General features: G+C 58.7%; 26 protein-coding genes. 23 read left to right on the top strand and 3 right to left on the bottom strand.

The window, feature by feature from the left end:
- Positions 1 to 15 precede the first annotated feature (15 nt).
- The 4 genes from secD (at position 16) to nlpI (ending at position 4,315) form a co-directional block, all read left to right on the top strand.
- Positions 16 to 1,869, top strand: a complete 1,854-nt coding sequence (gene secD / locus OKC31_RS00305; protein ID WP_005337324.1) for a protein translocase subunit SecD — start codon at positions 16 to 18, stop codon at positions 1,867 to 1,869.
- 10 nt (positions 1,870 to 1,879) lie between these two features.
- The gene (gene secF, locus OKC31_RS00300; protein WP_005337322.1) at positions 1,880 to 2,827 is read left to right on the top strand and encodes a protein translocase subunit SecF; all 948 of its coding nucleotides are present in this window, start codon (positions 1,880 to 1,882) and stop codon (positions 2,825 to 2,827) included.
- An 84-nt stretch (positions 2,828 to 2,911) separates the two neighbouring features.
- Entirely contained in the window at positions 2,912 to 3,280 is a 369-nt protein-coding gene (locus OKC31_RS00295; RefSeq protein WP_019446086.1) for a rhodanese-like domain-containing protein, read from the top strand.
- A gap of 90 nt (positions 3,281 to 3,370) precedes the next feature.
- The gene (nlpI, locus tag OKC31_RS00290) at positions 3,371 to 4,315 is read left to right on the top strand and encodes a lipoprotein NlpI (RefSeq protein ID WP_005351017.1); all 945 of its coding nucleotides are present in this window, start codon (positions 3,371 to 3,373) and stop codon (positions 4,313 to 4,315) included.
- Between the two features lie 65 nt (positions 4,316 to 4,380).
- Here the strand turns inward: nlpI and OKC31_RS00285 are convergent, their stop codons facing one another.
- Together OKC31_RS00285 and ubiU are read right to left on the bottom strand one after the other, a co-directional pair.
- Positions 4,381 to 5,253 (bottom strand): U32 family peptidase, encoded by an 873-nt coding sequence (locus tag OKC31_RS00285; protein WP_270655899.1) that lies wholly within the window; start codon positions 5,251 to 5,253, stop codon positions 4,381 to 4,383.
- An 11-nt stretch (positions 5,254 to 5,264) separates the two neighbouring features.
- Positions 5,265 to 6,260 (bottom strand): ubiquinone anaerobic biosynthesis protein UbiU, encoded by a 996-nt coding sequence (gene ubiU, locus OKC31_RS00280; RefSeq protein ID WP_042080116.1) that lies wholly within the window; start codon positions 6,258 to 6,260, stop codon positions 5,265 to 5,267.
- Between the two features lie 189 nt (positions 6,261 to 6,449).
- Here ubiU and ubiT point away from each other — a divergent pair, with 189 nt between their 5' ends.
- The gene (ubiT, locus tag OKC31_RS00275) at positions 6,450 to 6,983 is read left to right on the top strand and encodes a ubiquinone anaerobic biosynthesis accessory factor UbiT (RefSeq protein WP_076491774.1); all 534 of its coding nucleotides are present in this window, start codon (positions 6,450 to 6,452) and stop codon (positions 6,981 to 6,983) included.
- Here the strand turns inward: ubiT and OKC31_RS00270 are convergent.
- Complete coding sequence (locus tag OKC31_RS00270; RefSeq protein WP_076491775.1) at positions 6,936 to 7,352, bottom strand: hypothetical protein; 417 nt, start codon at positions 7,350 to 7,352, stop codon at positions 6,936 to 6,938. The two genes, ubiT and OKC31_RS00270, sit on opposite strands and share 48 nt — an antisense overlap.
- A 187-nt stretch (positions 7,353 to 7,539) precedes the next feature.
- On the opposite strand from OKC31_RS00270, the gene trmJ reads away from it, so the two are divergent.
- From trmJ to bamB, 18 genes are all read left to right on the top strand, one after another.
- Positions 7,540 to 8,262 (top strand): tRNA (cytosine(32)/uridine(32)-2'-O)-methyltransferase TrmJ, encoded by a 723-nt coding sequence (trmJ, locus tag OKC31_RS00265; RefSeq protein WP_270655898.1) that lies wholly within the window; start codon positions 7,540 to 7,542, stop codon positions 8,260 to 8,262.
- A 92-nt stretch (positions 8,263 to 8,354) separates the two neighbouring features.
- A complete protein-coding gene (iscR, locus tag OKC31_RS00260) occupies positions 8,355 to 8,858 on the top strand; it encodes a Fe-S cluster assembly transcriptional regulator IscR (RefSeq protein ID WP_026035025.1) in 504 nt (167 codons plus the stop codon).
- A gap of 53 nt (positions 8,859 to 8,911) precedes the next feature.
- Positions 8,912 to 10,126, top strand: coding sequence for an IscS subfamily cysteine desulfurase (locus tag OKC31_RS00255; RefSeq protein ID WP_270655896.1), 1,215 nt, complete (start codon positions 8,912 to 8,914; stop codon positions 10,124 to 10,126).
- A 41-nt stretch (positions 10,127 to 10,167) separates the two neighbouring features.
- On the top strand, positions 10,168 to 10,551 hold the full coding sequence (gene iscU / locus OKC31_RS00250) for a Fe-S cluster assembly scaffold IscU (protein ID WP_005333813.1): 384 nt from the start codon (positions 10,168 to 10,170) through the stop codon (positions 10,549 to 10,551).
- A 15-nt stretch (positions 10,552 to 10,566) separates the two neighbouring features.
- Complete coding sequence (iscA, locus tag OKC31_RS00245) at positions 10,567 to 10,890, top strand: iron-sulfur cluster assembly protein IscA (protein ID WP_005333812.1); 324 nt, start codon at positions 10,567 to 10,569, stop codon at positions 10,888 to 10,890.
- Positions 10,891 to 11,008: 118 nt separating this feature from the next.
- On the top strand, positions 11,009 to 11,527 hold the full coding sequence (gene hscB, locus OKC31_RS00240; RefSeq protein ID WP_005351031.1) for a co-chaperone HscB: 519 nt from the start codon (positions 11,009 to 11,011) through the stop codon (positions 11,525 to 11,527).
- 28 nt (positions 11,528 to 11,555) lie between these two features.
- Complete coding sequence (gene hscA / locus OKC31_RS00235; RefSeq protein ID WP_270655894.1) at positions 11,556 to 13,403, top strand: Fe-S protein assembly chaperone HscA; 1,848 nt, start codon at positions 11,556 to 11,558, stop codon at positions 13,401 to 13,403.
- A 1-nt stretch (position 13,404) separates the two neighbouring features.
- Positions 13,405 to 13,743 carry an ISC system 2Fe-2S type ferredoxin gene (gene fdx / locus OKC31_RS00230; protein WP_005333808.1) on the top strand — a complete coding sequence of 113 codons (339 nt, stop codon included), beginning with the start codon at positions 13,405 to 13,407 and terminating at the stop codon, positions 13,741 to 13,743.
- Positions 13,744 to 13,916: 173 nt separating this feature from the next.
- Positions 13,917 to 15,221, top strand: a complete 1,305-nt coding sequence (gene pepB / locus OKC31_RS00225; protein ID WP_270655892.1) for an aminopeptidase PepB — start codon at positions 13,917 to 13,919, stop codon at positions 15,219 to 15,221.
- Positions 15,218 to 16,501 (top strand): aminopeptidase PepB, encoded by a 1,284-nt coding sequence (gene pepB / locus OKC31_RS00220; RefSeq protein ID WP_270655890.1) that lies wholly within the window; start codon positions 15,218 to 15,220, stop codon positions 16,499 to 16,501. Before pepB (OKC31_RS00225) ends, pepB (OKC31_RS00220) begins: the two co-directional genes overlap by 4 nt.
- A 267-nt stretch (positions 16,502 to 16,768) precedes the next feature.
- A complete protein-coding gene (ndk, locus tag OKC31_RS00215; RefSeq protein ID WP_005333805.1) occupies positions 16,769 to 17,197 on the top strand; it encodes a nucleoside-diphosphate kinase in 429 nt (142 codons plus the stop codon).
- Between the two features lie 167 nt (positions 17,198 to 17,364).
- Positions 17,365 to 18,468, top strand: coding sequence for a bifunctional tRNA (adenosine(37)-C2)-methyltransferase TrmG/ribosomal RNA large subunit methyltransferase RlmN (locus OKC31_RS00210; RefSeq protein WP_270655888.1), 1,104 nt, complete (start codon positions 17,365 to 17,367; stop codon positions 18,466 to 18,468).
- An 11-nt stretch (positions 18,469 to 18,479) separates the two neighbouring features.
- A complete protein-coding gene (gene tapF / locus OKC31_RS00205; protein ID WP_085943024.1) occupies positions 18,480 to 19,271 on the top strand; it encodes a PilW family type IVa pilus biogenesis/stability lipoprotein TapF in 792 nt (263 codons plus the stop codon).
- On the top strand, positions 19,261 to 20,232 hold the full coding sequence (rodZ, locus tag OKC31_RS00200) for a cytoskeleton protein RodZ (protein ID WP_270655886.1): 972 nt from the start codon (positions 19,261 to 19,263) through the stop codon (positions 20,230 to 20,232). Before tapF ends, rodZ begins: the two co-directional genes overlap by 11 nt.
- Before the next feature lie 10 nt (positions 20,233 to 20,242).
- Positions 20,243 to 21,358: a flavodoxin-dependent (E)-4-hydroxy-3-methylbut-2-enyl-diphosphate synthase gene (ispG, locus tag OKC31_RS00195; protein ID WP_005333801.1), complete on the top strand. Its 1,116-nt coding sequence runs from the start codon at positions 20,243 to 20,245 to the stop codon at positions 21,356 to 21,358.
- 138 nt (positions 21,359 to 21,496) lie between these two features.
- Entirely contained in the window at positions 21,497 to 22,774 is a 1,278-nt protein-coding gene (gene hisS / locus OKC31_RS00190; RefSeq protein ID WP_005351051.1) for a histidine--tRNA ligase, read from the top strand.
- A gap of 3 nt (positions 22,775 to 22,777) precedes the next feature.
- Positions 22,778 to 23,428: a YfgM family protein gene (locus OKC31_RS00185; RefSeq protein WP_270655883.1), complete on the top strand. Its 651-nt coding sequence runs from the start codon at positions 22,778 to 22,780 to the stop codon at positions 23,426 to 23,428.
- Complete coding sequence (gene bamB / locus OKC31_RS00180) at positions 23,421 to 24,605, top strand: outer membrane protein assembly factor BamB (RefSeq protein ID WP_005333796.1); 1,185 nt, start codon at positions 23,421 to 23,423, stop codon at positions 24,603 to 24,605. Before OKC31_RS00185 ends, bamB begins: the two co-directional genes overlap by 8 nt.
- Positions 24,606 to 24,624: the final 19 nt, after the last annotated feature.

Genomic DNA, 24,624 nt, shown 5'->3' with positions numbered 1-24,624 from the left:
CCCAAGGAGCACAGCGTGTTGAATCGCTATCCGCTGTGGAAATACCTGATGGTGATCCTGGTGATCGCCATCGGTTTTCTATATGCAGCCCCCAATCTTTACGGCGAAGATCCGGCTTTGCAGGTTTCTGCCAGCCGTGGTGCCGAAGTCAAGCTAGATACTCTTGATCTGGTGAAAGAGACCCTTGAAGCGGCCAAGATCCCGGTCAAACATGCTGCATTCGAGCACGGTTTTATCCTGATCCGTTTCAAGAACACCGAAGACCAGCTGAAGGCGCGCGATATCGTTGCCAACAAGCTGGGCGACAACTTCATTACCGCACTCAACCTGGCACCTTCCACTCCCGCCTGGCTCGAAGCCATCGGTGCGGCGCCTCTGAAGCTGGGTCTTGATCTGCGCGGTGGTGTGCACTTCCTGATGGAAGTGGACATGGCCGAAGCACTGACCAAGCAGCAAGAGCAGATGGTGCAGGATTTCCGCTCCGAGCTGCGCACCCAGAAGATCCGTTACTCCGGCGTGCGCCGGGTCGGTGATCAGGTGCAGGTGATCTTCCGTGACGAAGCCGATCAGGAACGCGCCGTTTCTCATCTGCGTCGTCAGAACCCTGATTTGACCTTCACTACCGAGCAGAAAGGGGATGAGTTTATCCTGCTGGCTGGTCTGAGCGAAGCCAAGATCAAGGAAGTGAAGAAGTACGCCCTCGAGCAGAACATCACCATCATCCGAAACCGGGTCAACGAACTGGGCGTGGCCGAGCCGCTGGTACAACAGCAAGGCGCCGAGCGCATTGTCGTTGAACTGCCCGGTATTCAGGATACCGCCCGTGCCAAGGAGATCCTCGGTGCGACCGCGACCCTGGAGTTCCACATGGTCGATGAGACTGCCGACATCCAGGCTGCGGCCGACGGCCGTGTCCCGCCCAGCTCCAAGGTCTATAACGATCGCAACGGTCGTCCCGTGGTGCTGCAAAAGCGGGTGATCCTGACCGGTGACCACATCGTGGGTGCCCAGTCCGGTTTCGACGAGTACAGCCGTCCCCAGGTCAACATCAAGCTGGATGGCCAGGGTGGCAACAAGATGGCCAACTTTACCAAGGACAACGTCGGTAAAGGGATGGCGACCGTCTTCATCGAGTACAAGCCGGTCGGTCAACCTGGTCCGGATGGCAAGCGCAAGTTCCGCAAGCAGGAGGAGGTGATCAACGTCGCCACCATCCAGTCGCGTCTTGGCAGCCAGTTCCGTATCACAGGTATCGACAACGCCAACGAAGCCCACAACCTGGCGCTGCTGCTGCGTGCCGGTGCCCTGATCGCCCCGATCCAGATCGTGGAAGAGCGCACCATTGGCCCGAGCCTGGGTCAACAGAACATCGACAGCGGTATGGAAGCCATCGGCTGGGCCATGCTGGTGATCGTGCTGTTCATGGGGATCTACTACCGCGCGTTCGGCTGGGTTGCCAACTTGGCGCTATGTATGAACCTAGTGCTGATTGTCGGCATCATGTCGATGATTCCGGGGGCCACCATGACATTGCCGGGTATCGCCGGTATCGTCTTGACGCTGGGTATGGCGGTGGATGCCAACGTGCTGATCTACGAGCGTATTCGTGAAGAGATCCGCAACGGTCGGGGTGTTCAGCAAGCCATCCATCTGGGCTTTGATCGAGCATTCTCCACCATCGCCGACTCCAACGTGACCTCGCTGATCACCTGTGTGATCCTGTTCGGTATCGGCACCGGCGCCATCAAGGGCTTTGCTCTGACGCTGGGCATTGGTCTGACCGCCTCCATGTTTACTGCCATCACAGTTTCCCGTGCCATTATCAACCTGGCTTGGGGTGGACGGCGTATCGACAAGCTGCCCATCTGAGGATAGAGAAATGTTTCAGATTCTACATTTTGAAAAACCGATCCCGTTTATGCGCTATGCCAAGCCGGGTGTGGTTTTCTCTTCCGTGCTGATGGTGGTAGCCCTGTTCTTCCTGTTTGATCGGGGGCTGAACTGGGGTCTGGACTTTACCGGTGGTACCACCATCGAGGTGGGGTTCCAGCAGTCGGTGAGCCTGGACAAGATCCACGACGCTCTGGAAGAGCAGAAGATTGAAGGGGCAACCCTGCAACACTTTGGCTCCAGCCGTGACGTGCTGTTCCGCCTGACCCCGAAAGAGGGGGTCAAGGTAGAACAACAGGGTAACGAAGTGCTGGCGGCGGCCAAGCAGCTCGACGAGGGCGCAGTGCTCAAACGCGTCGAGTTCGTCGGCCCTTCCGTGGGGGATGAACTGGCGACCGATGGTGCGCTGGCGATGCTGGCCTCTATCCTCTGTATCCTGGCCTACGTGGCAGTGCGTTTCGAATGGCGTCTGGCGCTGGGGGGCATTCTCTCTCTGGTGCACGACGTGGTGATCACGCTGGGTGTCTTTGCCTACTTCCAGTACGAGTTCGACCTGACCGTACTGGCGGCACTGATGACCCTGGTGGGTTACTCCCTGAACGATACTATCGTGGTGTTCGACCGCTTGCGGGAGAACTTCCGCAAGGTGCGTAAAGGGGATACCGAATACATTCTGGATCTCTCCATGACCGAGACCCTGAGTCGTACCATCATCACCTCCGGCCTCACCTTTATCGTGGTGCTGGCGCTGCTGCTCAAGGGCGGTGCGCTGATCCACGGTTTTGCCGTGGCCATGGTGATCGGTGTGGCGTTCGGTACCTACTCCTCCATCTATGTGGCGAGTGCGTTTGCCATGTTCCTCGGCGTCAAGCGCGAGCACATGCTGCCCACCCAGGTAGAGAAAGAGGGTGCGGACCAACAGGAAATCCTGCCGTAACAGTGAAGAGCGCCTCATGGCGCTCTTTTCTTATCTCTGCGTGTCGTTTGCTGACGCACATGATTTAAACAACAGGAGTTTGTCATGCATCACAATCCCCGTTTTTTGGCGCTGGTTGACGGGATCCGCTCCCGCATCACCGAAACCGATGTTCACCAGATCAAGCGCTGGCAGGATGAAGGGCGCACGTTTCACCTGATCGACGTACGGGAAGAGAGCGAGTGGGCCAAAGGCCATCTGCCTGGTGCCCGATATCTGGGTCGTGGCGTGATTGAGCGGGATATCGAGACCCAGTTCCCGGATCTTGAGACCGAGCTCTACCTCTATTGTGGTGGTGGTTTTCGCTCAATTCTGGCGGCGGACAACCTGCAACAGATGGGTTATCGCAAGGTGATCAGCGTCGACGGCGGGTTTCGCGGTTGGTGCGATGCCGGATACCCTGTCGAATCCTGATTTATTTGAGGTAGAGGGGCACAGCTACATGACAAAGCGGCAGTTGACCTTTACCATATGCGGGGTCAAGCGTAAGCGTCGGAGTGTTCATTGAACGTCAGGAAAGGGATTGGATACCTCCTCGGTATCCTGTTGTTGCTTCCCATGTGGGGTTGCAGCAGTAGCAGTCAGGTTAACACCCCCAAGGTTCCCAAGCCGCAGCCTGCTTCACTGGTGTTGGCGACCCCCCTGCAGGTCTCCTACCAGAGTGAGCTGGCGCTCGCCCGACTCGGGCAGATGCTCAGTGAAATGGAACTGACCACCGAGCAACGGGCAGAGTTGTTCTATGAGCGTGCCGTGGTGTTTGATCGGGTTGGTCTGCGTTCCCTCGCGCGGCTCGATTTCAACCGTGCCCTGCGGGAGAAACCGGATTTCGCCGAGGCCTACAACTTCATCGGCGTCTATCTGGTACAGCAGCAGAATTACGACGAAGCCTATGATGCGTTCGATTCCGCCCTCGAACTGGCGCCGGACTATGACTATGCCTATCTCAACCGTGGCATCGCCCTCTATTACGGTAACCGTCCCGAGCTGGCCGCGGCCGATATGAAGCGTTTCTACGAGGCGCAGCCGGAAGACCCCTATCGGGTGATCTGGCTCTATCTGGCTGAGCAGAAACTCGACCCGTCGGCCGCCATGAGCCGGATGCGCGAGCGTCTCAACAAGTACGATGACGATGCCTGGAACTGGGATCTGGTTCGCCTCTATACCGGCGAGATCAACGCTTCCCAGCTGATGGGCAACGTGGTGAAAGGGGTGAAGGATAACCGGGAGCTCGCCGAGCGCCTGTGTGAAACCTACTTCTATCTGGGCAAGTTCGAGCTGGGCAAAGGCAACCGCAAGGAGGCCATCAGCTACTTCAAGCTGGCCTTATCCAACAACGTCTATGATTTCATCGAGCACCGCTATGCGCTGCTGGAGCTGGAGTTGATGGCGCGCAAGCCCTTGCCGCCAGGTGCCCAGAGCGCTCGTAACAAGGGTGATCAGCCCTCCTGATCTACTGCCAGATAGTGGTAAAAAAGGCCTCGCGATGAGGCCTTTTTGTTGGGCAAATAGCGGGTTTACTCCACCAGGCTCATGCCGGGGATCTGACGCCAGTAGCTGTTGCAATCGCTTCCTTGCTGCAAGGAGAGGGGTGCCTGGCCCTGCCGGTTGGCTTTGAAGCGGGCCAGCATCTCCAGCGTCTCCATCCCTTGCGGCGAAAGCCTGACCACATCTACCAGACCTTCCATACCAGCCAGCTCGTTACCCAGGTTGTAGCAGTAACCGGACTGGGTCTGGATCCCGTTGAGATTGAACACCCGCTGCCCCTCGCGGCTGTTGGCCAGTCGTCCGGTGGGGTAGTTGATGCAGGCGAGCTCGCAGTTGTCCTTGGGCTTGTCGAGGGATCGGGCGGTGAAGCAGCGCGCCGAGTAGGCGAGCGGCAGATGGCCGTAGGCAAACACCTCGACCTCAAATTGGTCGCGCAGGGTGCCCAGATCCTGATTGAGCTGGATCAGCCAGTCACGGGACAGTTCAACCGGCATGACCCAGCGTTTCATCCCCTGTTTGAGCAGCATGCGCAGCACATCGGCGTTATAGGCGTTGATGGCGGGACCACAGACGAAGGGGATCCCTGCCTCCCAGGCGAGTTGCACCGTACCGAGATCGTTGGCTTCGACCATAAGATCGCCATTGTCGACCAGTCGCTTCACCTCCTTGAGCTCGGAAGGGGCGGAGATAAGGGCTAGGGTCGAGAGCACCACCTGTTTGCCGGAGCTAGCCACCTGACGGGCCAGTGCAATCCAGTCATCGACTTTGAGTTCGCGCCGCTTGCTGCAGACGGTCTCCCCCAGATAGATGATGTCGGCCTGACTGTCGGCGGCTGCATGGTAAAAGGCTTCGGTATCGGCTTTGGGCCAGTAGAAGAGCAGAGGCCCGAGAGAAAATTGCATGGGTGGACTCCTTATTGCCACTGACGATGGTAGGCGCCGAGGGTAGTCTGGCTACCTTCGGAGACGCGGGCGAGCTGGGCATCCCACTCAGCTTTGACCTGATAGGCCTCGGGATTGGCCTGATAGGCATCGATGGCTGCACGCCACACCCGGGTCACCTGCTCCACATAGGCGGGGCTGCGCTGGCGCCCTTCAATCTTGACCGACTGGATCCCGGTCTTGAACAGCTCGGGCAAGAGACCCAGGGTATTGAGACTGGTGGGCTCTTCCAGCGCGTGGTAGGTCTGGCCATCCACGTCGAAACGCCCCTTGCACAGGGTCGGATAGCCAGCATTTTCGCCCGGGCCATAGCGGTCGATCAGCACCTCGTTGAGCCGCGACTCGAGACCATTCGGGGTCTCTTCCCAACGGACGAACTTGGCCGGTGAGCAGGCACCGACGGTATTGGGACTCTCGCCAGTCATGTAGGAGGAGAGATAGCAGCGCCCCTCGGCCATGATGCAGAGGCTGCCAAAAGCGAATACCTCAAGGCCAACATCGGTCTCGCGGGCCAGCTGCTTGACCTGATGCATGGAGAGCACCCGGGGCAGCACCACCCGTGTGACATTGAATTGCTGCTGATAGAAGCGAATGGCGGCGGCATTGGTGGCGCTGGCCTGCACCGAGACATGGAGTTCCATCTCGGGGTAGTGGCGGCTGGCATATTCCAGCACGGCGAGATCGGCGATGATTAACGCATCGGCGCCGAGGGCCACCCCGCGATCAACCGCCTGTTTCCATCGAGTATCGGCCCCGGGATGGGCAAAGGTATTGATGGCAATATGCAGCTTGCGACCATGTTGATGCACATAATCCACCGCCTTCTCCAGTTTGCTGTCGGTAAAGTTGAGACCGGCAAAGTGGCGGGCATTGGTGTCATCCTTGAAACCGATATAAACGGCATCGGCCCCGTTATCCACGGCGGTTTTCAGTGCCGGCAAACTGCCTGCCGGACAGAGTAATTCCATTGGTACGCTCCGAGAGTGCATATGAAGGGCAAACGAGCCCTGATTGTATGCAGCCATGCACTCCCGCTTTTTGACCTGAGGCAGCTTTGTGTGGCTTTACCCTTCTTGAGGTAACCCTGCACAAGTTTGATTTCCAACAGGATCTTGCCACTCTCCCTGTGTTTGAATGCGCAAAAAAGGGAGTCTATCGTGTTTCAACAACTGCAACGCCGCCTGGTCGAACAGGCTCCGCGCTTCTTGCGCCATCCCCTCAAGCTGGTTCCGTTCAATCTGCAAAAGCAGCTGATGGAGAGTTTGCTGGCCCGGGTTTTCAAAGAGGCTATCGAAGATGGTGATTTCGAGTTTCTGGCAGACAAGTGGCTGAAAGTCGAAGTCTCTGATCTGGAGCTGTGCTGGTTTATCAGTGAGCAGAATGGCCAGCTGGTGGTGGCTCGCGAGTGTGACAAGGCCGATGTCTGCTTCAGCGGTACCGCCAACGACCTGATCCTCATCGCTGGTCGCAAAGAGGATCCTGATTCGCTTTTTTTCCAGCGTAAGCTGAAGATAGAAGGGGATACCGAACTGGGTCTTGAGGTGAAAAACTTGATGGACAGTCTGGATCTCGATGGCTTGCCAAGCCTGATGAAGTATCCCCTGATGGATCTGGCGACGTTTATCGAACGCGCCCGTACCGAGTCAGCGCAGGCTCCGGTGCGGACGGCGCCGGGCGGGATCCCGTCTTAAGTGGACAATCACCCCATGGGCATGGCGACGATAATGGTGCCGTGCCCAGAGGCAACGACAGGCCCACAGACAGGGCACCAAGGCGATGAGTGCCGCAGGGGCGGGCAGCTGTGACATGGCTAGCCCCGCAGCCAGCCAGATGAAGGGCTGCGCTTCATACAGCCACTCCGGCTGTAGCCAGCGTTTGCTCGGAAAGATAATCAGATCGGTACGTCGGTAGCTGGAGCGCATCATCCAGGTCACCGCTCCGGCGATAAACAGTAAGGCGCCTGCAAACCAGAGCAGGGGCTGATCACTCAACGTAATAATGGCAATGGCTGCCAGCAGGTAGAGGCTGGGCAATCTCTCATAGATAAAGGGAGGAAGCATGGCGTTGTGTCTCCTGTGCCGTTTATCGGATATCCATCAAGTTTAGTCCCCCCCTCTCACTTCCCTCATGCTGGTTTGTTATACAAACGGGTGGTTTTGTTCTGAAATGGCTCGGCTTTTACGGTGCCAACATCGTGTTCTCTTATGTTACAATTGCGCGCCATTTTTGACTGAAGATTGACTGGGCATGTTGGATCAGATTCGTATCGTTTTGGTAAACACCTCTCATACCGGCAACATGGGGTCTGCGGCACGTGCCATGAAGACCATGGGGTTGACCCAGCTGGTATTGGTTGATCCGCAAGCCTTGCCGGATGACAATGCCTTCGCCCTGGCGGCTGGTGCCAGCGATGTGCTTGCCAATGCCCGTATCGTCCCGACGCTGGACGACGCGATCGCCGATTGTGGTTTGGTGATTGGCACCAGCGCCCGCTCGCGAACCCTGAGCTGGCCCATGCTCGATCCCCGTGAGGCCGGCGAAAAGTCGGTGGTTGAGGGGATGCAGCACCCGGTCGCGCTGGTGTTTGGCCGTGAACGCAGCGGTCTCACCAACGACGAATTGCAAAAGTGCCACTACCACGTGGCCATTCCGGCCAATCCTGATTACAGCTCTCTCAATCTGGCCATGGCGGTGCAGACTCTCTGCTACGAAGTGCGGGTGCGCTGGCTAAAGGGGCAGGCCGCCGAGCCTGAAGAGGAGATGGTCTATCCGAGTGCCGCCCAGCTGGAAGGGTTTTATCAGCACCTGGAACAAACCCTGATGAAGACCGGTTTTATTGCTGATGATCATCCGGGTCATGTGATGAGCAAGCTGCGTCGCCTGTTCAATCGGGCTCGGCCGGAAGCAGCTGAGCTCAACATTCTGCGCGGTATTCTGACCTCGGTGCAGAAAGCGCGCGTACCGGATTAATCCGACTGATTTACTCAACCATATACTTGACTGATTTGGTCGGGTATGTGACCATGTGCCCCATTAAATTGCTTCGCAAGACGGTAAGGCACATGAGACTGACTTCAAAAGGACGTTACGCTGTAACCGCCATGCTCGACGTGGCGCTGCATGCAGAGCAGGGGCCCGTCCCCCTTGCCGATATTTCCGAGCGCCAGGGCATCTCGTTGTCCTATCTCGAGCAGCTCTTTGCCCGCCTGCGTAAACATGGTCTGGTGAGCAGCGTGCGTGGCCCGGGTGGTGGTTATCGCCTCGGGTTGGCCCCAGGCGAGATTTCGGTTGGTCAGGTGATCACCGCGGTCGATGAGTCGGTCGATGCCACCAAGTGCCTCGGTAAGGGCGGCTGCCACGGTGGTACACAGTGCCTGACGCACTCCCTGTGGCGCGATCTGAGCGAGCGTATCTCCAGCTTCCTCGGGGATATCACCCTGGCCGAGCTGGTACGCCAGGCCGATGTACGCCGGATTGCCGGCAAGCAAGATGAACAAATGAAGACCGTGTTGTCCCTGGTTGATCGGGCAGAACACGGCGATGTGAGCTTGAAAGTCCAACTATAAACGTGCTTTCCACAGCGGGACTCTGTATGACCCGGACTGTGACGGAGAAAAACATGAAACTGCCTATTTACCTTGATTATTCGGCAACCTGTCCGGTGGACCCGCGTGTCGCAGAAAAAATGATGCAGTGTCTCACCATGGATGGCCTGTTCGGCAATCCGGCTTCCCGTTCTCACCGCTTTGGCTGGCAAGCTGAAGAGGCGGTGGATCTGGCCCGTAATCAAGTGGCAGATCTGATCGGTGCCGATCCCCGCGAGATCGTCTTCACTTCCGGTGCGACCGAATCCAATAACCTGGCCATCAAGGGTGTTGCCCACTTCTATGCCAGCAAGGGCAAGCACATCATCACCTCCAAGACCGAACACAAGGCGGTGCTCGATACCTGTCGCCAGCTGGAGCGTGAAGGGTTCGAGGTGACCTATCTTGAGCCGATGCCCAACGGCCTGTTTACTCTCGAGATGATCGAGAATGCCATGCGTGATGACACCATCCTGGTGAGCATCATGCATGTGAACAACGAAATCGGCGTGGTTCAGAACATTGCCGCCATCGGCGAGTTGTGCCGTTCCCGCAAGATCCTGCTGCACGTGGATGCCGTTCAGAGTGTGGGCAAGATCCCGGTAGATGTGGAAGCACTGAAAGTGGATCTGCTCTCCGTCTCTGCGCACAAGGTGTATGGTCCAAAAGGGATCGGTGCGCTGTTTGTTCGCCGCAAACCGCGCGTTCGTCTGGAAGCCCAGATGCACGGTGGCGGCCACGAGCGCGGCATGCGTTCCGGTACTCTGCCGACCCACCAGATCGTCGGGATGGGCGAAGCTTTCCGCATCGCCAAAGAAGAGATGGTGAGTGAAGGCGAGCGTATCTTGGCACTGCGCCAGCGTCTGTGGAATGGCATCAAGGATATTGAAGCCGTCTACATCAATGGCGATCTGGAGCAACGTGTTCCGGGCAACCTCAACGTCAGCTTTGCCTATGTGGAAGGGGAATCCCTCATCATGGCGCTGAAAGATTTGGCGGTCTCTTCCGGTTCGGCCTGTACCTCCGCCAGCCTGGAACCCTCCTATGTGTTGCGCGCACTGGGTCTGAACGACGAGCTGGCACACAGCTCCATCCGTTTCAGCATGGGTCGCTTCACCACCGAGGAAGAGATTGACTACGCGGTCAAGCTTATTCGTGACTCCATCGGTCGTCTACGCGAGATGTCCCCTCTGTGGGAGATGTACAAAGACGGCGTCGATCTGAACACGGTCGAATGGGCTCATCACTGATCTATCTGGTCAGTGAGCAACAGAATTAGCAGGAGTGAGATATGGCTTACAGTGAAAAAGTAATCGACCACTACGAGAATCCTCGCAACGTCGGTGGTTTCGACAAGAATGATCCCAGCGTTGCAACCGGCATGGTCGGTGCGCCCGCCTGTGGCGACGTGATGAAGCTGCAACTGAAGATCAGCGACGAAGGCATCATCGAAGATGCCAAGTTCAAGACCTACGGCTGCGGTTCCGCCATCGCCTCCAGCTCTCTGGTGACCGAATGGGTCAAGGGCAAGACCCTGGACGAAGCGGCTGGCATCAAGAACACAGATATCGCTGAAGAGTTGGCCCTGCCACCGGTGAAGATCCACTGCTCCATTCTGGCTGAGGACGCCATCAAGGCCGCCATCGCCGATTACAAGCAGAAGAAAGGTCTCTAAGCGCCGGAGAGCAGTATGGCTATTACCATGACAGATGCCGCCGCGGCACGGGTTTCCTCTTTTCTGGCTAACCGGGGCAAGGGCATTGGCCTGCGCCTCGGCGTCAAAACCACCGGCTGCTCCGGTCTGGCCTACGTGCTTGAGTTCGTTGATGAACTGACCGATGAGGATCAGGTGTTCGAGCAGCAGGGCGTCAAGATTATTGTTGATGCCAAGAGCCTGATCCATCTGGATGGCACCGAGCTAGATTTCGTCAAGGAGGGCCTCAACGAGGGCTTCCAGTTCAATAATCCCAACGCCAAAGGCGAGTGTGGTTGCGGCGAAAGCTTCAGTGTCTGAGATGTTTGACGTCAATGATCCTTCGTCTGTGGTTGAACGGGTCGCCCATGACCCGTTCAACCACATCTCATTTGCCAGGGGCGAGTGAGGTAGTGGCGAACGTTTCCAAGAGGTTTGCATGAATCATTTCGAGCTGTTTGGGCTGGTTGAAGGCTTCGAGCTCGATACCCGTCAGTTGGCTGATACCTACCGCCAGCTGCAAACCCAATTCCATCCTGATCGTTTTGCCACCGCCCCCGAACGGGAGCAGCTGGCTGCGGTGCAACGTGCCGCCCAGATCAACGAAGCATTCACCACCCTCAAGGCGCCGCTGCGCCGTGCAGAATATCTGCTCTCCCTGCGTGGCACCGATATCCGTGGTGAACAGCAGACTCTGCAAGATACCGCGTTTCTGATGCAGCAGCTGGAGTGGCGCGAGCGTTTGGCCGATCTGAAAGATGACGCCGACCCTGAGCGCGCCATCAAGGATTTTCGCAGCGAGATCAGGCATGATCACCAGATGTTGATGCAGCAGCTGACCGAGTCTCTTGCCGCCGGCAGAGATCTCGTTGCCGCTGATTGCGTTCGCAAACTCAAGTTTGTCGACAAGCTCCTCGAAGAGCTGGAACGATTCGAAGACTCGCTTCTCGAGTCTTGATCCTTTAACGCTGGAAGTTTCATTACCCATGGCATTACTGCAAATCGCCGAACCCGGCCAGAGCGCTGTTCCTCATCAGCACAAACGTGCCGTCGGCATCGATCTCGGCACCACCAACTCTCTCGTCGCTGCGGTTCGCAGCGGTCACGCCGATACCCTTTGCGATGAGCAAGGGCGCGACCTGCTCCCGTCAGTGGTGCACTACCAAAGCGACGCCATTCGAGTCGGAATTGATGCCAAGCGCGAAGCGGCACTCGATCCTCACAACACCATCGTCTCGGTCAAACGGATGATGGGCAAGGCGCTGGCCGATATCGATACCCGCCAGCAGCCTTACCAGTTTGTTGCCGCCGACAATGGCATGCCGCAACTGCAAACCCGTCAGGGGCTGGTCAATCCGGTGCAGGTCTCGGCCGAAATTCTCAAAAAGCTGGCCGAGCGTGGCGCCCAGACACTCGGGGGCGATCTCGATGGCGTGGTCATTACCGTGCCCGCCTATTTCGATGATGCCCAGCGTCAGGGCACCAAGGATGCGGCCCGTCTGGCCGGTCTGCACGTGCTGCGACTGCTCAACGAGCCGACCGCGGCTGCGATTGCCTATGGCCTTGACTCCGGTCAGGAAGGGGTGATCGCGGTTTACGATCTGGGGGGCGGTACCTTTGATATCTCCATCCTGCGTCTGCACCGCGGTGTGTTTGAAGTGATGGCGACCGGCGGCGATTCGGCCCTCGGCGGTGATGACTTCGATCACCTGCTGGCGGACTGGATCAAGGAGCAGGCGGGCCTCTCCGGCGAGCTGGATGCCCATCTGCAGCGCGAGCTGCTGGATGTGGCCGCTGCCGTCAAACACGGCCTGACCGATGCCGAGCAGGTGGCGTGCACCTTTGCGGGCTGGCAGGGTTCAGTGAGCCGCAGCCAGTTTGATGAACTCATCACCCCGCTGGTGAAACGGACCTTGCTGGCTTGTCGCCGCGCCCTGCGCGATGCCGGTCTCGAGCAGGTGGAAGTGCTGGAAGTGGTGATGGTCGGTGGCTCCACCCGGGTGCCGCTGGTGCGTGAACTGGTGGGCGAGTTCTTCCAGCGTACGCCGCTGACCAGCATCGATCCGGACAAGGTGGTCGCCATCGGCGCCGCCATCCAGGCCGATATTCTGGTGGGCAACAAGCCCGAAGCCGAGATGCTGCTGCTGGACGTTATCCCGCTATCGCTGGGTCTCGAGACCATGGGTGGCCTCGCCGAGAAAGTGATCCCGCGCAACACTACCATTCCGGTTGCTCGCGCCCAAGAGTTCACCACCTTCAAGGATGGTCAGACCGCCATGGCCATTCACGTGGTACAGGGTGAGCGCGAGTTGGTGGCCGATTGCCGCTCCCTGGCCCGCTTTACCCTGACCGGTATTCCGCCGATGGCTGCCGGCGCCGCCCATATTCGCGTCACCTTCCAGGTGGATGCGGATGGTCTGCTCTCGGTCAGCGCCATGGAGAAATCCTCCGGCGTGCAGGCCGAGATCCAGGTTAAGCCCTCTTACGGGCTGGCGGAGCAGGATATCCTCAACATGCTGAGTGCCTCCATCGAGAACGCCCAGCAGGATATGGATGCCCGCATGCTGGCCGAGCAGCAGGTTGAAGCCGACCGGGTGGTCGAGAGTCTCAATGCGGCGCTGGCCGCCGATGGCGATGTCCTGCTCAATGCTGCCGAGCGTGCCGAGATTGATGCCGCCATCGCCCATCTGCTGACCATGCGCAACAGCGGCGCAACCCATCAAATCAAAGAAGCCATTGAGGCAGCTGATGCTGTCAGTGGCGAGTTTGCAGCCCGCCGGATGGACGCCTCCATCCGCAAGGTGCTGACCGGACAAAACGTCAACAAGGTGTAATATGCCAAAACTGATCATTCTTCCTCATCCCGTACTCTGTCCGGATGGCGCCGCCCTCGAGGGGCAAAGCGGCGAGACCATTCTGGATGTGGCGCTGCGCAACGGTATCGAAATCGAGCACGCCTGCGAGAAATCCTGTGCCTGCACTACCTGCCACTGCGTGGTGCGCGAGGGCTTTGACTCGCTCGAGCCAAGTGACGAGCTGGAAGACGACATGCTGGACAAGGCGTGGGGGTTGGAGCCGGAATCGCGCCTCAGCTGCCAGGCTAAGCTGGCGGACGAGGATCTGGTGGTGGAACTGCCCAAGTACACCCTGAACCTTGCCTCTGAACGCCATTAATTACACATGAGTGAATTGCACGTGCAGCATCCTGTGGTGCTTCGGTGATATGGTGGAAGGCCGTGACCCTCGGGGGCACGGCCTTTTTTGTATTCGTTATTCTCTCTTTGCCAATAAGCTCTTTCCCATAAAGAGTGCTTATACATAGTGCCAGTAAAAAGGAAGCAAACACGATGGCTGACATGATGAAGGTAGCGTTATCCACCCAGGCTGCGGCCGCCTATTGGGGCGAGGGCGCCCAGCTCAGTTTCAATGGCGACGAGGCACTGATCCATCTTGGTGCCGCGGGTCAGGAGAAGGATGTTCTGCGCACCGTTCAGCGCGCCGCCCGTCGCCTCGAATCGAGCGGGATCAAGCGGGTGATGCTGGCCGGTGAAGGCTGGGATCTGGAGCGTCGCTACGCGTTCGCCCAGGGTTTCTACGCCGCCAAGGGTGCGCGTGAACTGGATTTTGGCCAGCAGAGCGACGCGGAAGCCCGTGAACTGGATGCGCTGCTCAAGGCGGCTCGCTGGGTACGTGACATCACCAATGGCTGTCCGGAAGAGATCTACCCCATGAGTCTGGCGGAATCGGCCCTGTTGCTCATTCGTGGTATCGCCGGGGATCAGGTTACAGCTCGCATCACCGCCGGTGAAGCGCTGCGCGAGTCCGGTCATATCGGGATCTGGTCGGTTGGCCGTGGCAGCGAGCGCGAGCCTGTGCTGCTGGAGCTCGACTACAACCCGACCGGGGATCGCAATGCGCCCGTGGTGGCGGCGCTGGTGGGCAAGGGGATCACTTTTGATTCCGGTGGCTACTCCATGAAGTCCTCTGACAACATGCTGCCGATGAAGTCCGACATGGGCGGCGCGGCCATGGTGACCGGCGCGCTGGCGCTGGCTATCAGCCGCGGTCTGAACCAGCGGGTGAAGCTCATTCTCTGCTGCGCCGAGAACCTGGTCTCCGGCCACGCCTTCAAGCTGGGCGACATCCTCACTTACAAGAATGGGGTTTCGGTCGAGATCCAGAACACCGATGCGGAAGGTCGTCTGGTGCTGGCCGATGGCCTGATGGCGGCCTCCGACAGCGGTGCGGCTTATATCCTTGACGCAGCCACCCTGACCGGCGCCGCCAAGATGGCGCTGGGGCGTGACTACAATGCGGTGTTTGCCCTCGATGAGACCGAACAGCTGCGTGCGCTGGCCGCCGCCAAGGTGGAAAACGAACAGGCGTGGGCGCTGCCGCTGGAGCCCTGGCATGCCAGCCAGCTCACCTCGGCCTTTGCCGATCTGGGCAACGTCGCCTCGGCAGAAGGCACGGCCGGTGCCACCACGGCTGCTGCGTTCCTTTCCCGCTTCGTGCGTGATGAGGGCAAGGGTTGGGTGCACCTGGATCTGGCAGCCTCTTATCAGAAATCGGGCAACGATCTCTGGGCGACCGGCGCCAAGGGGCACGGTCTGCGTACCATCGCCCGCTGGCTGCAGGAGGTGACCGTATGAATGTCTGGCTGAGTCGTGAATTTGCACCGGCCGAGTGGGGGGAGGGGGCGCTGCTCTCTCACCGTGCCGACGGCATGGTGATCCATCTGGTGACGGCTAATCCGCTGCTCGATATCCAGCAGGCGGCCCGTCGCCTCTGCCAGCAGGGGATCCAGAAAGTGACCCTGGCTGGTCACTGGGAGCGTGAACAGCAGTGGGCTTTTGCCCAAGGGCTGCAAACGCCCAAGGTGGAGGTGCAACTGCAGTGGGCCATGTCCTCGGAAGAGGACAGAGAGGAGCTGGAAGCGCGCTGGCTCTGTGGCCTCTGGGTGCGCGAGATGACCAATGCCACCCCGGAGCAGCTGGGCCCGCTGGAGCTGGCGGTGGAAGCGGCCTCCTTTATTACCGAGCTGGCGCCGGACAAGGTGAGCCATCGCATTTTGAAAGGCGAAGCGCTGCAACAGGCGGGCTGGGTCGGCCTTTACCAGGTGGGCCGCGGCAGTGCGCGCGAACCGGTATTGCTGGAGCTCGACTTCAACCCGGGGCGTGACCCCAAGGCGCCGGTAGCGGCAGCGCTGGTGGGCAAGGGGATCACCTTTGACTCCGGCGGCTACTCCATGAAGAGCTCCGAGGGGATGCTCACTATGAAGTGCGACATGGGTGGTGCGGCGATTGTTACCGGTGCGCTGGCGCTGGCCATGCTGCGTGGGCTCGACAAGCGGGTGAAACTTATTCTCTGCTGCGCCGAGAACCTGGTCTCCGGCCACGCCTACAAGCTGGGGGATATCCTCACCTACAAGAACGGCACCACGGTCGAGATTGTGAATACCGACGCCGAGGGGCGGCTGGTACTGGCCGATGGCTTGCAACTGGCGAGCGAGTCCGGCGCACCGCTGATCATCGATGCCGCGACCCTGACCGGCGCTGCTGTGATGGCGCTGGGTGGGCGCTACAATGCTCTGTTAGGCCTCGATAAAGGGTTGGTAAGCCGGGCCATGACCTATGCCGATGCCGAGCATGAGCCTGCCTGGCCGCTGCCGCTGGAGCCCTGGCACCGCCAGCAGTGCCCTTCCCATTACGCCGACACGGCCAACAGCCGTCCGGTGAAGGGGGGCGGGCCGGGTGGCGCCTCCAACGCGGCGGGTTTCCTCTCCCGTTTCGTTGCCAACGAAGGGATGGGCTGGTTGCATATCGATCTGGCCGCCTGCTTCAGTGACAACGGCGATGCCCTCTGGGCGCCGGGGGCCAATACCCTGGGGATGCGCACCATAGCGCGGGCCTTGCTGGCGGAAGCCAAATAGGCGAGACAAGGCACCCTCGGGTGCCTTTTTCATGCTGTTCGAATTGTGAACAAAAGATGGGGTTTTGGCGGCTTAAGGTAACTATCGTGCGCAAGCGCACATATTTTCTGGCTCTGCTCGGTCAAGATGAGTGTGGATGTTGATTGCAAGGGAGTGATGTTTAATAAAAAGTTGCTTGTTTGTGTGTTTTTCCGGTTTTTGTTTACGTATAATCGCCAGCGAACATGGATTCTAACAATAAAACTCTGTAGTTAAGGAAAGATATCAATGGCCATCGAACGTACCTTCTCTATCGTCAAACCGGATGCTGTCAGCAAGAACCTGATCGGTGCCATCTATAGCCGTTTCGAAAGCGCAGGCTTGAAAGTGGTGGCATCCAAAATGCTGCACATGAGCAGTGAACAGGCTGCCGGTTTCTATGCCGAGCATCAGGGCAAGCCTTTTTATGACAATCTGGTCAGCTTCATGACCTCTGGCCCTGTCATGGTGCAGGTGCTGGAAGGGGAAGACGCCATCCGTCGCAATCGCGAGATCATGGGTGCTACCAACCCGAAAGAGGCGCTGGCTGGTACCTTGCGTGCCTGTTATGCCGAGAGCATCGATCGCAACGCAGTGCATGGCTCCGATGCACCTGCATCCGCTGCCCGCGAAATTGCCTACTTCTTCTCTGACAACGAGATCTGCCCGCGCGGCTGATTTTTGTGGATGATGACCCAAGGGAGCCTCGGCTCCCTTTGTTGTTTTCGCCGTTTACGCAATATCCCTCTATTCTCCAGGTGGAAAGCCAGACCCATTATTTGTACAATGCCGCCCCCTGACGTCGTCAGCCAATAATTGATGAAGTGTTTGAACTGAGGCCATTGATGAGCGAAACAAAAATCAACCTGCTGGATCTTGATCGGGATGCCATGCGTGCCTTTTTCGTCGAACTGGGCGAGAAGCCATTCCGGGCAGATCAGGTCATGAAGTGGATCTATCACTTTGGGTGTGATGATTTCGATCAGATGACCAACGTCAACAAGGTGCTCAAAGAGCGCCTCAAGGCGATCGCCGAGATCAAGGCGCCCGAGATCAGCCGCGAGCAGCGCTCTACCGATGGCACCATCAAGTGGGCTCTGCAGGTGGGCGATCAGGAGGTCGAGACCGTCTACATCCCGGAAGATGACCGCGCGACCCTCTGCGTCTCCTCTCAAGTTGGCTGTGCGCTGGAGTGCAAGTTCTGCTCCACGGCTCAACAAGGCTTCAACCGCAATCTGAAAGTCTCAGAGATCATCGGTCAGGTGTGGCGTGCGGCCCGCGTGGTCGGTGGCAAGCGTCCCATCACCAACGTGGTGATGATGGGGATGGGCGAGCCGCTGCTCAACCTCGCCAATGTGGTGCCCGCCATGCGTCTGATGATGGATGACTACGGCTTTGGCATCTCCAAGCGCCGGGTGACCATCTCCACCTCTGGCGTGGTACCTGCGCTGGACAAGCTGGGTGACCAGATCGACGTGGCGCTGGCTATCTCCCTGCACGCCCCGAACGACAAGTTGCGTTCAGAGATCATGCCGATCAACGACAAGTACAACATCGAGGAGTTCCTCGCCGGTGTCCGTCGTTACCTGGCCAAATCCAATGCCAACGGTGGTCGGGTGACCGTCGAGTATGTGCTGCTCGATCATATCAATGACGATATGCAGCATGCTCACGAGCTGGCCAAGGTGCTCAAGGACACTCCGAGCAAGATCAACCTGATCCCGTTCAACCCCTTCCCGGGCAACCCTTACGGCAAGCCGAGCAACAGCCGTATCGATCGCTTCTCCAAGGTGCTGATGGAGTACGGTTTCACCGTGATTGTCCGCAAGACCCGTGGTGATGACATCGATGCCGCCTGTGGTCAGCTGGTGGGTGACGTGATTGACCGTACCAAGCGAACTATCAAAAATCGGATGCAACAGGATGGGATTTCCGTCAAAATGGTTTAAATGCTAAGCCATTGTATAGACAGGGAATGGATACACGTACATTGATCGTAGTGGCAGCGCTCTGCGCGCTGCCAGGCTGTGTGACCGAGACCACTTACGCTGGCCAGAACTCGACCCAGCGTGAAGTGGGTCCTGACCTCAAGGCGGCTGCCCAAACCCGCCTCGACCTGGGTATACAGTACCTGCGTCAGGGCAATGCCGAGCAGGCCAAGTTCAATCTTGACCGCGCCCTCCAGTATGACCCCTCCAACCCCCAGATCCAGATCGGTTTTGCCTACTTCTACCAGAAGGTAGGAGATTTCAAGGCAGCCGAGACCCATTACAAGAACGCCCTTGCCATGGATCCGTCCAATGCTGACGCAATGAACAACTATGGTGCCTTCCTCTGTGATCGCGGCAGGTATGCCGAGGCAGATCAGGCGTTCAACCAGGCTGTTATTCAGCCAGGTTACGTAAAAATTGCCGATACCTATGAAAATGCGGCACTTTGTGCGCTGCAAAATCGCAGAAATGATAAAGCAGGCGAGTACTATCGCCTGGCCTTGGGGTATAATCCCCGCAATCCAGGGTTATTGCTGGACTTGGCCGAGCTTTCCATGAAAGATGGCAAGCTGCCTGATGTGCAGTCCTACCTCGCCCGTTTTGCCGATGTGTCAGACGAGAACGAGGAGAGTCTCTGGTTGAGACTTCGGCTGGCACAGGCGATGGACAAGCCGGCATTACTTCACCAATTCGGGACTGAGCTGGTAAGGCAATATCCCACTTCGCAACAAGCCAAGCGTTATTTAGCCAATGACTATTGAACAGCAACACGATTTCCAAGACGACTCCCAGGCAGTAGGCCCAGGCCAATTGCTGCGCAACGCCCGTGAACAGCTTGGCTGGACACGAGAACAGGTTGCGTCCCGCATTCACCTTCGTCTGACCCTGATCGCCGCTATCGAATCGGATACCTACGACAAGCACACCTCCCATACCTTTATTCGGGGCTATCTGCGTACCTATGCCAAGCTGGTCGGGATCCCCGACGAGACCATTCTGGCCGCTTACGACAAGCTGGGTCTGACTCCTCCCGACAATATCGACATGCAGAGCTTCTCCCGTCGCTCCCGCCAGCAAGCCAACGACAGTCGGCTCAAGGTGGTGACCTGGCTGGTGATCCTGGTGTTGATTGCGCTCTCGGTCGCCTGGTGGTGGCAGAGTACTTCCCGTCGCTCCGCCGGTGATGAGGCGCTGGCAGCCACCGAGATGAGTGCAACCGGTTCGACTCCAGCTGAACCTGCAATCACGCCGCCCGATGCGATCAACACCGCTCCGGCCGAAGGCGCTGCCATCGCACCGGCCGCCACGGACGTGATTGCCCCTGCGGTGGTCTCCGATGCGACTGCTACCCTGGCGCCTGCTTCTGCGGCTGTTGTTGCCCCGACCGATGTCAGTGCGGCTGTCGGCACTGCGACCGATGCAGCGGTATCCGGCGCCAATGGCACTGAATCTGAAGAGGTTGTCGTTGATCCGGCGACTGCGCCGCAACTGAAGATGAGCTTCACCGCCGATTGCTGGCTGGATGTGAAGGATGCCAACGGCAAGACCCTGTTCAGTGGTCTGAAGAAGGCCAACGACGAGCTGGTGCTGGAAGGCGCCGAGCCCCTGAAGTTCATCATTGGCGCGCCCATGGCCGTCAAGCTTGACTACAAGGGTCAGTCGTTTGATATGAGCCGTTACAACAACGGTCGTACAGCCCGCTTCTCACTGCCGCAGGAGTAATCTGTTTCCCATGTCTTCTCACGAATCACCCATCATTCGTCGTAAATCCAGACAGATCATGGTTGGTAATGTACCGGTTGGGGGCGATGCCCCCATTACCGTGCAGACCATGACCAACACCAAGACCACAGATGTCGCCGCCACCATCGAGCAGATCCAGCGGATCGAGCGGGTCGGTGCCGATATCGTCCGTGTCTCCGTGCCCACCATGGAAGCGGCGGAAGCCTTCCGGCTGATCAAACAGCAGACCCGCATTCCCATCGTCGCCGATATCCACTTCGACTATCGCATCGCCCTGAAAGTGGCCGAGTACGGTGCCGACTGCCTGCGTATCAACCCGGGCAACATCGGCAATGAGCAGCGGGTGCGCTCGGTGGTCGATTGCGCGCGCGACCTCAATATCCCGATCCGTATCGGGGTCAATGGCGGGTCGCTGGAGAAAGATATCCAGGAGAAGTACGGCGAGCCGACCCCAGAGGCGCTGGTAGAGTCCGCCATGCGTCACGTGGACTATCTCGATCGCCTCGATTTCCAGGACTTCAAGGTGAGCGTCAAGGCCTCCGATGTGTTCTTGGCAGTCGGTGCCTATCGCCTGCTGGCCAAGCAGATCGAGCAGCCGCTGCACCTTGGCATCACCGAAGCGGGCGGTTTCCGTGCCGGCGCGGTGAAGTCTGCCATTGGTCTGGGCATGCTGCTCACCGACGGCATCGGCGATACCCTGCGTATCTCGCTGGCGGCGGATCCGGTGGAGGAGGTGAAGGTCGGTTTCGATATCCTCAAATCCCTGCGCATTCGCTCCCGTGGCATCAACTTTATCGCTTGCCCATCCTGCTCACGGCAGGAGTTCGATGTGATCGCTACCGTCAATGCACTGGAAGAGCGGCTCGAAGACATCATCACCCCGATGGATGTTTCCATCATCGGCTGTGTGGTGAATGGCCCGGGCGAAGCGCTGGTCTCCGACCTTGGTCTGGCCGGTGCCGCTAACAAGAGTGCCTTCTATGAAGGGGGCCAGCGGGTCGATCGGCTCGACAACAAGGATCTCATTCCAACTTTGGAGCGCCGCATTCGCGCCCGCGCCGCCATGCTGGATCCCGCCAACCGGATCCCGATGGACAAGGAGTGAGCGAAACAGGGCCACATTGGGTGGCCCTTTTTCCAGGTGACTGATTTTAAATCCCGCATCCGGATTCCCTGATTTTACCTTGGGGGGGAAAATCCCTATAATGCGGCCAAATTTTACCTCTTTTTCTCGAGTATCAACGTGGCAAAACAGATCCAAGCTATTCGCGGTATGAATGATTGCCTGCCGGAGCAGAGCCCGGTATGGCAGAAGGTTGAACAGATCCTGCGCCAGGTCGTTGCCAGCTATGGCTACAGCGAAGTGCGCATGCCGATTGTCGAGCAGACTCATCTGTTCAAGCGCGCCATCGGTGAAGTGACCGACGTGGTCGAAAAAGAGATGTACACCTTTGAAGATCGCAACGGCGACAGCCTGAGCCTGCGTCCGGAAGGGACCGCCAGCTGCGTCCGTGCCGGTATCGAACACGGTCTGCTCTACAACCAGGAACGCCGGATGTGGTACATGGGCCCCATGTTCCGTCACGAGCGTCCCCAGAAGGGCCGTTATCGCCAGTTCCACCAGTTCGGTGTCGAGCTGTTTGGCATCAACGGGCCGGACATTGACGCTGAGCTGATCATGCTGACCCACCGTCTGTGGCGTCTGTTTGGCATCAGCGAGCATGTCACCCTGCAGCTCAACACCTTGGGTCAGAGCGCCGAGCGTGCCGCTTACCGCGATGCGCTGGTGGCCTATCTGGAGCAGTACAAGGAGCAGCTGGACGAAGAGAGCCAGCGCCGCATGTACAGTAACCCGCTGCGGGTGCTCGACTCCAAGGATGAAAAGGTGCAGGCCATTTTGGCGGGTGCCCCGCGTCTGTTCGACCATCTGGGCGAAGAGAGCCTGGCCCACTTCGAGGGGCTCAAGCGCCTGCTCGAGTCTGCCGGTATCAAATACGAAGTGAACGAGCGTCTGGTACGTGGTCTTGACTACTACAACCTGACCGTGTTCGAGTGGGTCACCAGCAGTCTGGGTGCCCAGGGCACCGTCTGTGCCGGTGGCCGCTACGATGGTCTGGTAGAGCAGTTGGGCGGTCAACCGACCCCGGCCGTGGGCTTTGCCATGGGCATGGAGCGTCTGGTGCTGATGCTGGAAACTCTCGAGCTCAACGCCGATATCCGCCCGGCGGTGGATGTCTATCTGGCGATGGTGGGCGAGGGGACCGAGCAGGCTGGCTTCCAGCTGGCCGAGCGTCTGCGTGATGCCCTGCCGGACTTGCGTCTGATGAGCCACTGCGGTGGTGGCAACTTCAAGAAACAACTCAAACGTGCCGACAAGAGCGGCGCGGCAATCGCCCTGATCCTTGGTGAGACCGAGGTGCAAAACGGGGAGATCACTATCAAATATCTGCGTGGTCAGGCCGAGCAACAGACCGTCAAGGTTGACGCCGCCATTGCCCTGCTGGCAGCCAAAGGAGAGTAAGCTGTGGAAGTCTATACCACCGAAGAACAACAGGTTGAGGTTATCAAGGAGTGGTGGAAAGAGAACGGAACATCGGTGATTGCCGGGACCGTGATCGGTCTGGTCGGTCTGTTTGGCTGGCGCTATTACAACCAGCACCAGCAAGAGACCATGGAGGCCTCCTCCCACTCTTACAACCAGGTGATTGAGCAGCTGGCCAAGGGCGATGCCGCCGGTTTCGAGCAGGCACAGCAGTTTGTCACTGCCAACAAGGGTGACTCCTACGGTGAGCTGGCTGCGTTGCAACTGGCTGCCGCTGCCGTCAAGGCGGGCAAGCTGGATCTGGCTGCCGAGCAGCTGGAGCTGGTGGCGACCACGGGTGACGAGAGCATTAGTCCCATCGCGGCGCTGCGTCTGGCCCGTGTGCTGAATGATCAGGGCAAGGCAGATGAAGCGCTGGCCAAGCTGGCAACCATCCAGAATGAGGCCTTCAAGGCGCAGGTAGCCGAAGCCCGTGGTGATGTGCTGCAAAAGCAGGGCAAGACCGAAGAGGCTCGTGATGCCTATCAGGCAGCGGCGGATGCCGGCGGCCTGCAGGGTAGCGCCGAGCTCAAGCTGAAAATGGACGATCTGGCCCTGCCGGCCGTTGCGACTGGTGAGGCACCGGATGCGTAATCTATTCAAGATGGTGGCGCTGGGGGCTGCGGTCTCCTTCGCTCTGCAGGGTTGCTCCCTGTTCAGTTCCGAAGAGGATCTCAACCCGATGGCGCCGCTGCCTAAGGTTGAATCTGCCTTCACTGCCGACACCGCATGGTCATCTACTGTGGGTGATGGCATCGGTGACTTCTACTCCCAGCTCAAGCCGGTGGTGGAAGAGGATCGTATCTATGCGGCGGCCCGCGACGGCGATGTCAGCGCTTTTGACCGTGCCAGTGGCGATCGCCTCTGGACCGTCGATCTGGCCGACCTGCCGGTCAACGCCGACAAGCGCAGTGCCCGCCTCTCGGGTGGTCTGGTTTCCCGTTACGGCAAGCTGTTCCTCGGCTCCGAGAACGGGGTGGTCTACGCCCTGAACGAAGAGAACGGTGAAGTGCTGTGGCAGACCAATGTGCCCGGCGAAGTGGTGGCAAGCCCCGCGGTGGAAGATGGCCGCGTGGTGGTGTTGACCACCTCCGGTCGCCTGATCGCCCTCGACACTGATGAAGGCAAGATGCAGTGGTCGCTCTCCGAAGAGCAGCCGCCGCTGACCCTGCGCAGTGCCGGTGCACCGGTGATCACCAACGGCGCCGTGATTTACGGTCGTGCCGATGGCAAGGTGGGCATCGCCCTGCTGAGCAACGGCCAGCCTGTGCGCCAGTCCAAGGTGGCTGATCCGCGCGGTGCCACCGAGCTGGACCGCATGGTTGACGTCGATGCCAGCCCGCTGATCGCCGGTGATGAGCTCTATGCCATCGCCTACAACGGTCAGCTGATGGCGCGCAAACTGATGACCGGCGATGAAGTGTGGAAGCGCAAGTATTCCGGCTATCGCGATCTGGCGATGACCGGCAATGCCATCGTGCTGACCGACAGTCGCAGCCATCTGTTTGCCATCGACCGTCGCAACGGTCTGGAGCTGTGGTCAAACACCCAGCTGGAAAATCGTACCGTCACTGCACCTGTCATCTTCGGTGACTATGTGGTGGTGGGTGATGTGGAAGGATACCTGTATTGGCTTGATCGTACCGACGGTACCATCAAGGCGATGCAGCAGCTCGATAGCAGTGGTCTCTACGCCGCCCCGCTGGTGGATGGCGAGACCCTGTATGTGCAGAGCCGTGACGGCAAGTTGTACGCCCTCAAGCGTCCTTGATCGTCCGATAATGTGAATA

Source organism: Aeromonas sp. Y293-4 (assembly GCF_027705905.1).
In the GTDB taxonomy this organism is placed as follows: Bacteria; Pseudomonadota; Gammaproteobacteria; order Enterobacterales; family Aeromonadaceae; genus Aeromonas; species Aeromonas veronii.
This window is presented reverse-complemented; position numbering and strand designations above follow the sequence as displayed.

What these genes read in the sequence shown, in the direction of transcription:
- secF (WP_005337322.1), top strand. Translation starts at nt 1,880, where the DNA reads ATGTTTCAGATTCTACATTTTGAAAAACCGATCCCGTTTATGCGCTAT.
- OKC31_RS00295 (WP_019446086.1), top strand. Translation starts at nt 2,912, where the DNA reads ATGCATCACAATCCCCGTTTTTTGGCGCTGGTTGACGGGATCCGCTCC.
- OKC31_RS00285 (WP_270655899.1), bottom strand. Translation starts at nt 5,253, where the DNA reads ATGCAATTTTCTCTCGGGCCTCTGCTCTTCTACTGGCCCAAAGCCGAT.
- ubiU (WP_042080116.1), bottom strand. Translation starts at nt 6,260, where the DNA reads ATGGAATTACTCTGTCCGGCAGGCAGTTTGCCGGCACTGAAAACCGCC.
- OKC31_RS00270 (WP_076491775.1), bottom strand. Translation starts at nt 7,352, where the DNA reads ATGCTTCCTCCCTTTATCTATGAGAGATTGCCCAGCCTCTACCTGCTG.
- trmJ (WP_270655898.1), top strand. Translation starts at nt 7,540, where the DNA reads ATGTTGGATCAGATTCGTATCGTTTTGGTAAACACCTCTCATACCGGC.
- iscR (WP_026035025.1), top strand. Translation starts at nt 8,355, where the DNA reads ATGAGACTGACTTCAAAAGGACGTTACGCTGTAACCGCCATGCTCGAC.
- OKC31_RS00255 (WP_270655896.1), top strand. Translation starts at nt 8,912, where the DNA reads ATGAAACTGCCTATTTACCTTGATTATTCGGCAACCTGTCCGGTGGAC.
- iscU (WP_005333813.1), top strand. Translation starts at nt 10,168, where the DNA reads ATGGCTTACAGTGAAAAAGTAATCGACCACTACGAGAATCCTCGCAAC.
- iscA (WP_005333812.1), top strand. Translation starts at nt 10,567, where the DNA reads ATGGCTATTACCATGACAGATGCCGCCGCGGCACGGGTTTCCTCTTTT.
- hscB (WP_005351031.1), top strand. Translation starts at nt 11,009, where the DNA reads ATGAATCATTTCGAGCTGTTTGGGCTGGTTGAAGGCTTCGAGCTCGAT.
- hscA (WP_270655894.1), top strand. Translation starts at nt 11,556, where the DNA reads ATGGCATTACTGCAAATCGCCGAACCCGGCCAGAGCGCTGTTCCTCAT.
- fdx (WP_005333808.1), top strand. Translation starts at nt 13,405, where the DNA reads ATGCCAAAACTGATCATTCTTCCTCATCCCGTACTCTGTCCGGATGGC.
- pepB (WP_270655892.1), top strand. Translation starts at nt 13,917, where the DNA reads ATGGCTGACATGATGAAGGTAGCGTTATCCACCCAGGCTGCGGCCGCC.
- pepB (WP_270655890.1), top strand. Translation starts at nt 15,218, where the DNA reads ATGAATGTCTGGCTGAGTCGTGAATTTGCACCGGCCGAGTGGGGGGAG.
- ndk (WP_005333805.1), top strand. Translation starts at nt 16,769, where the DNA reads ATGGCCATCGAACGTACCTTCTCTATCGTCAAACCGGATGCTGTCAGC.
- OKC31_RS00210 (WP_270655888.1), top strand. Translation starts at nt 17,365, where the DNA reads ATGAGCGAAACAAAAATCAACCTGCTGGATCTTGATCGGGATGCCATG.
- rodZ (WP_270655886.1), top strand. Translation starts at nt 19,261, where the DNA reads ATGACTATTGAACAGCAACACGATTTCCAAGACGACTCCCAGGCAGTA.
- ispG (WP_005333801.1), top strand. Translation starts at nt 20,243, where the DNA reads ATGTCTTCTCACGAATCACCCATCATTCGTCGTAAATCCAGACAGATC.
- bamB (WP_005333796.1), top strand. Translation starts at nt 23,421, where the DNA reads ATGCGTAATCTATTCAAGATGGTGGCGCTGGGGGCTGCGGTCTCCTTC.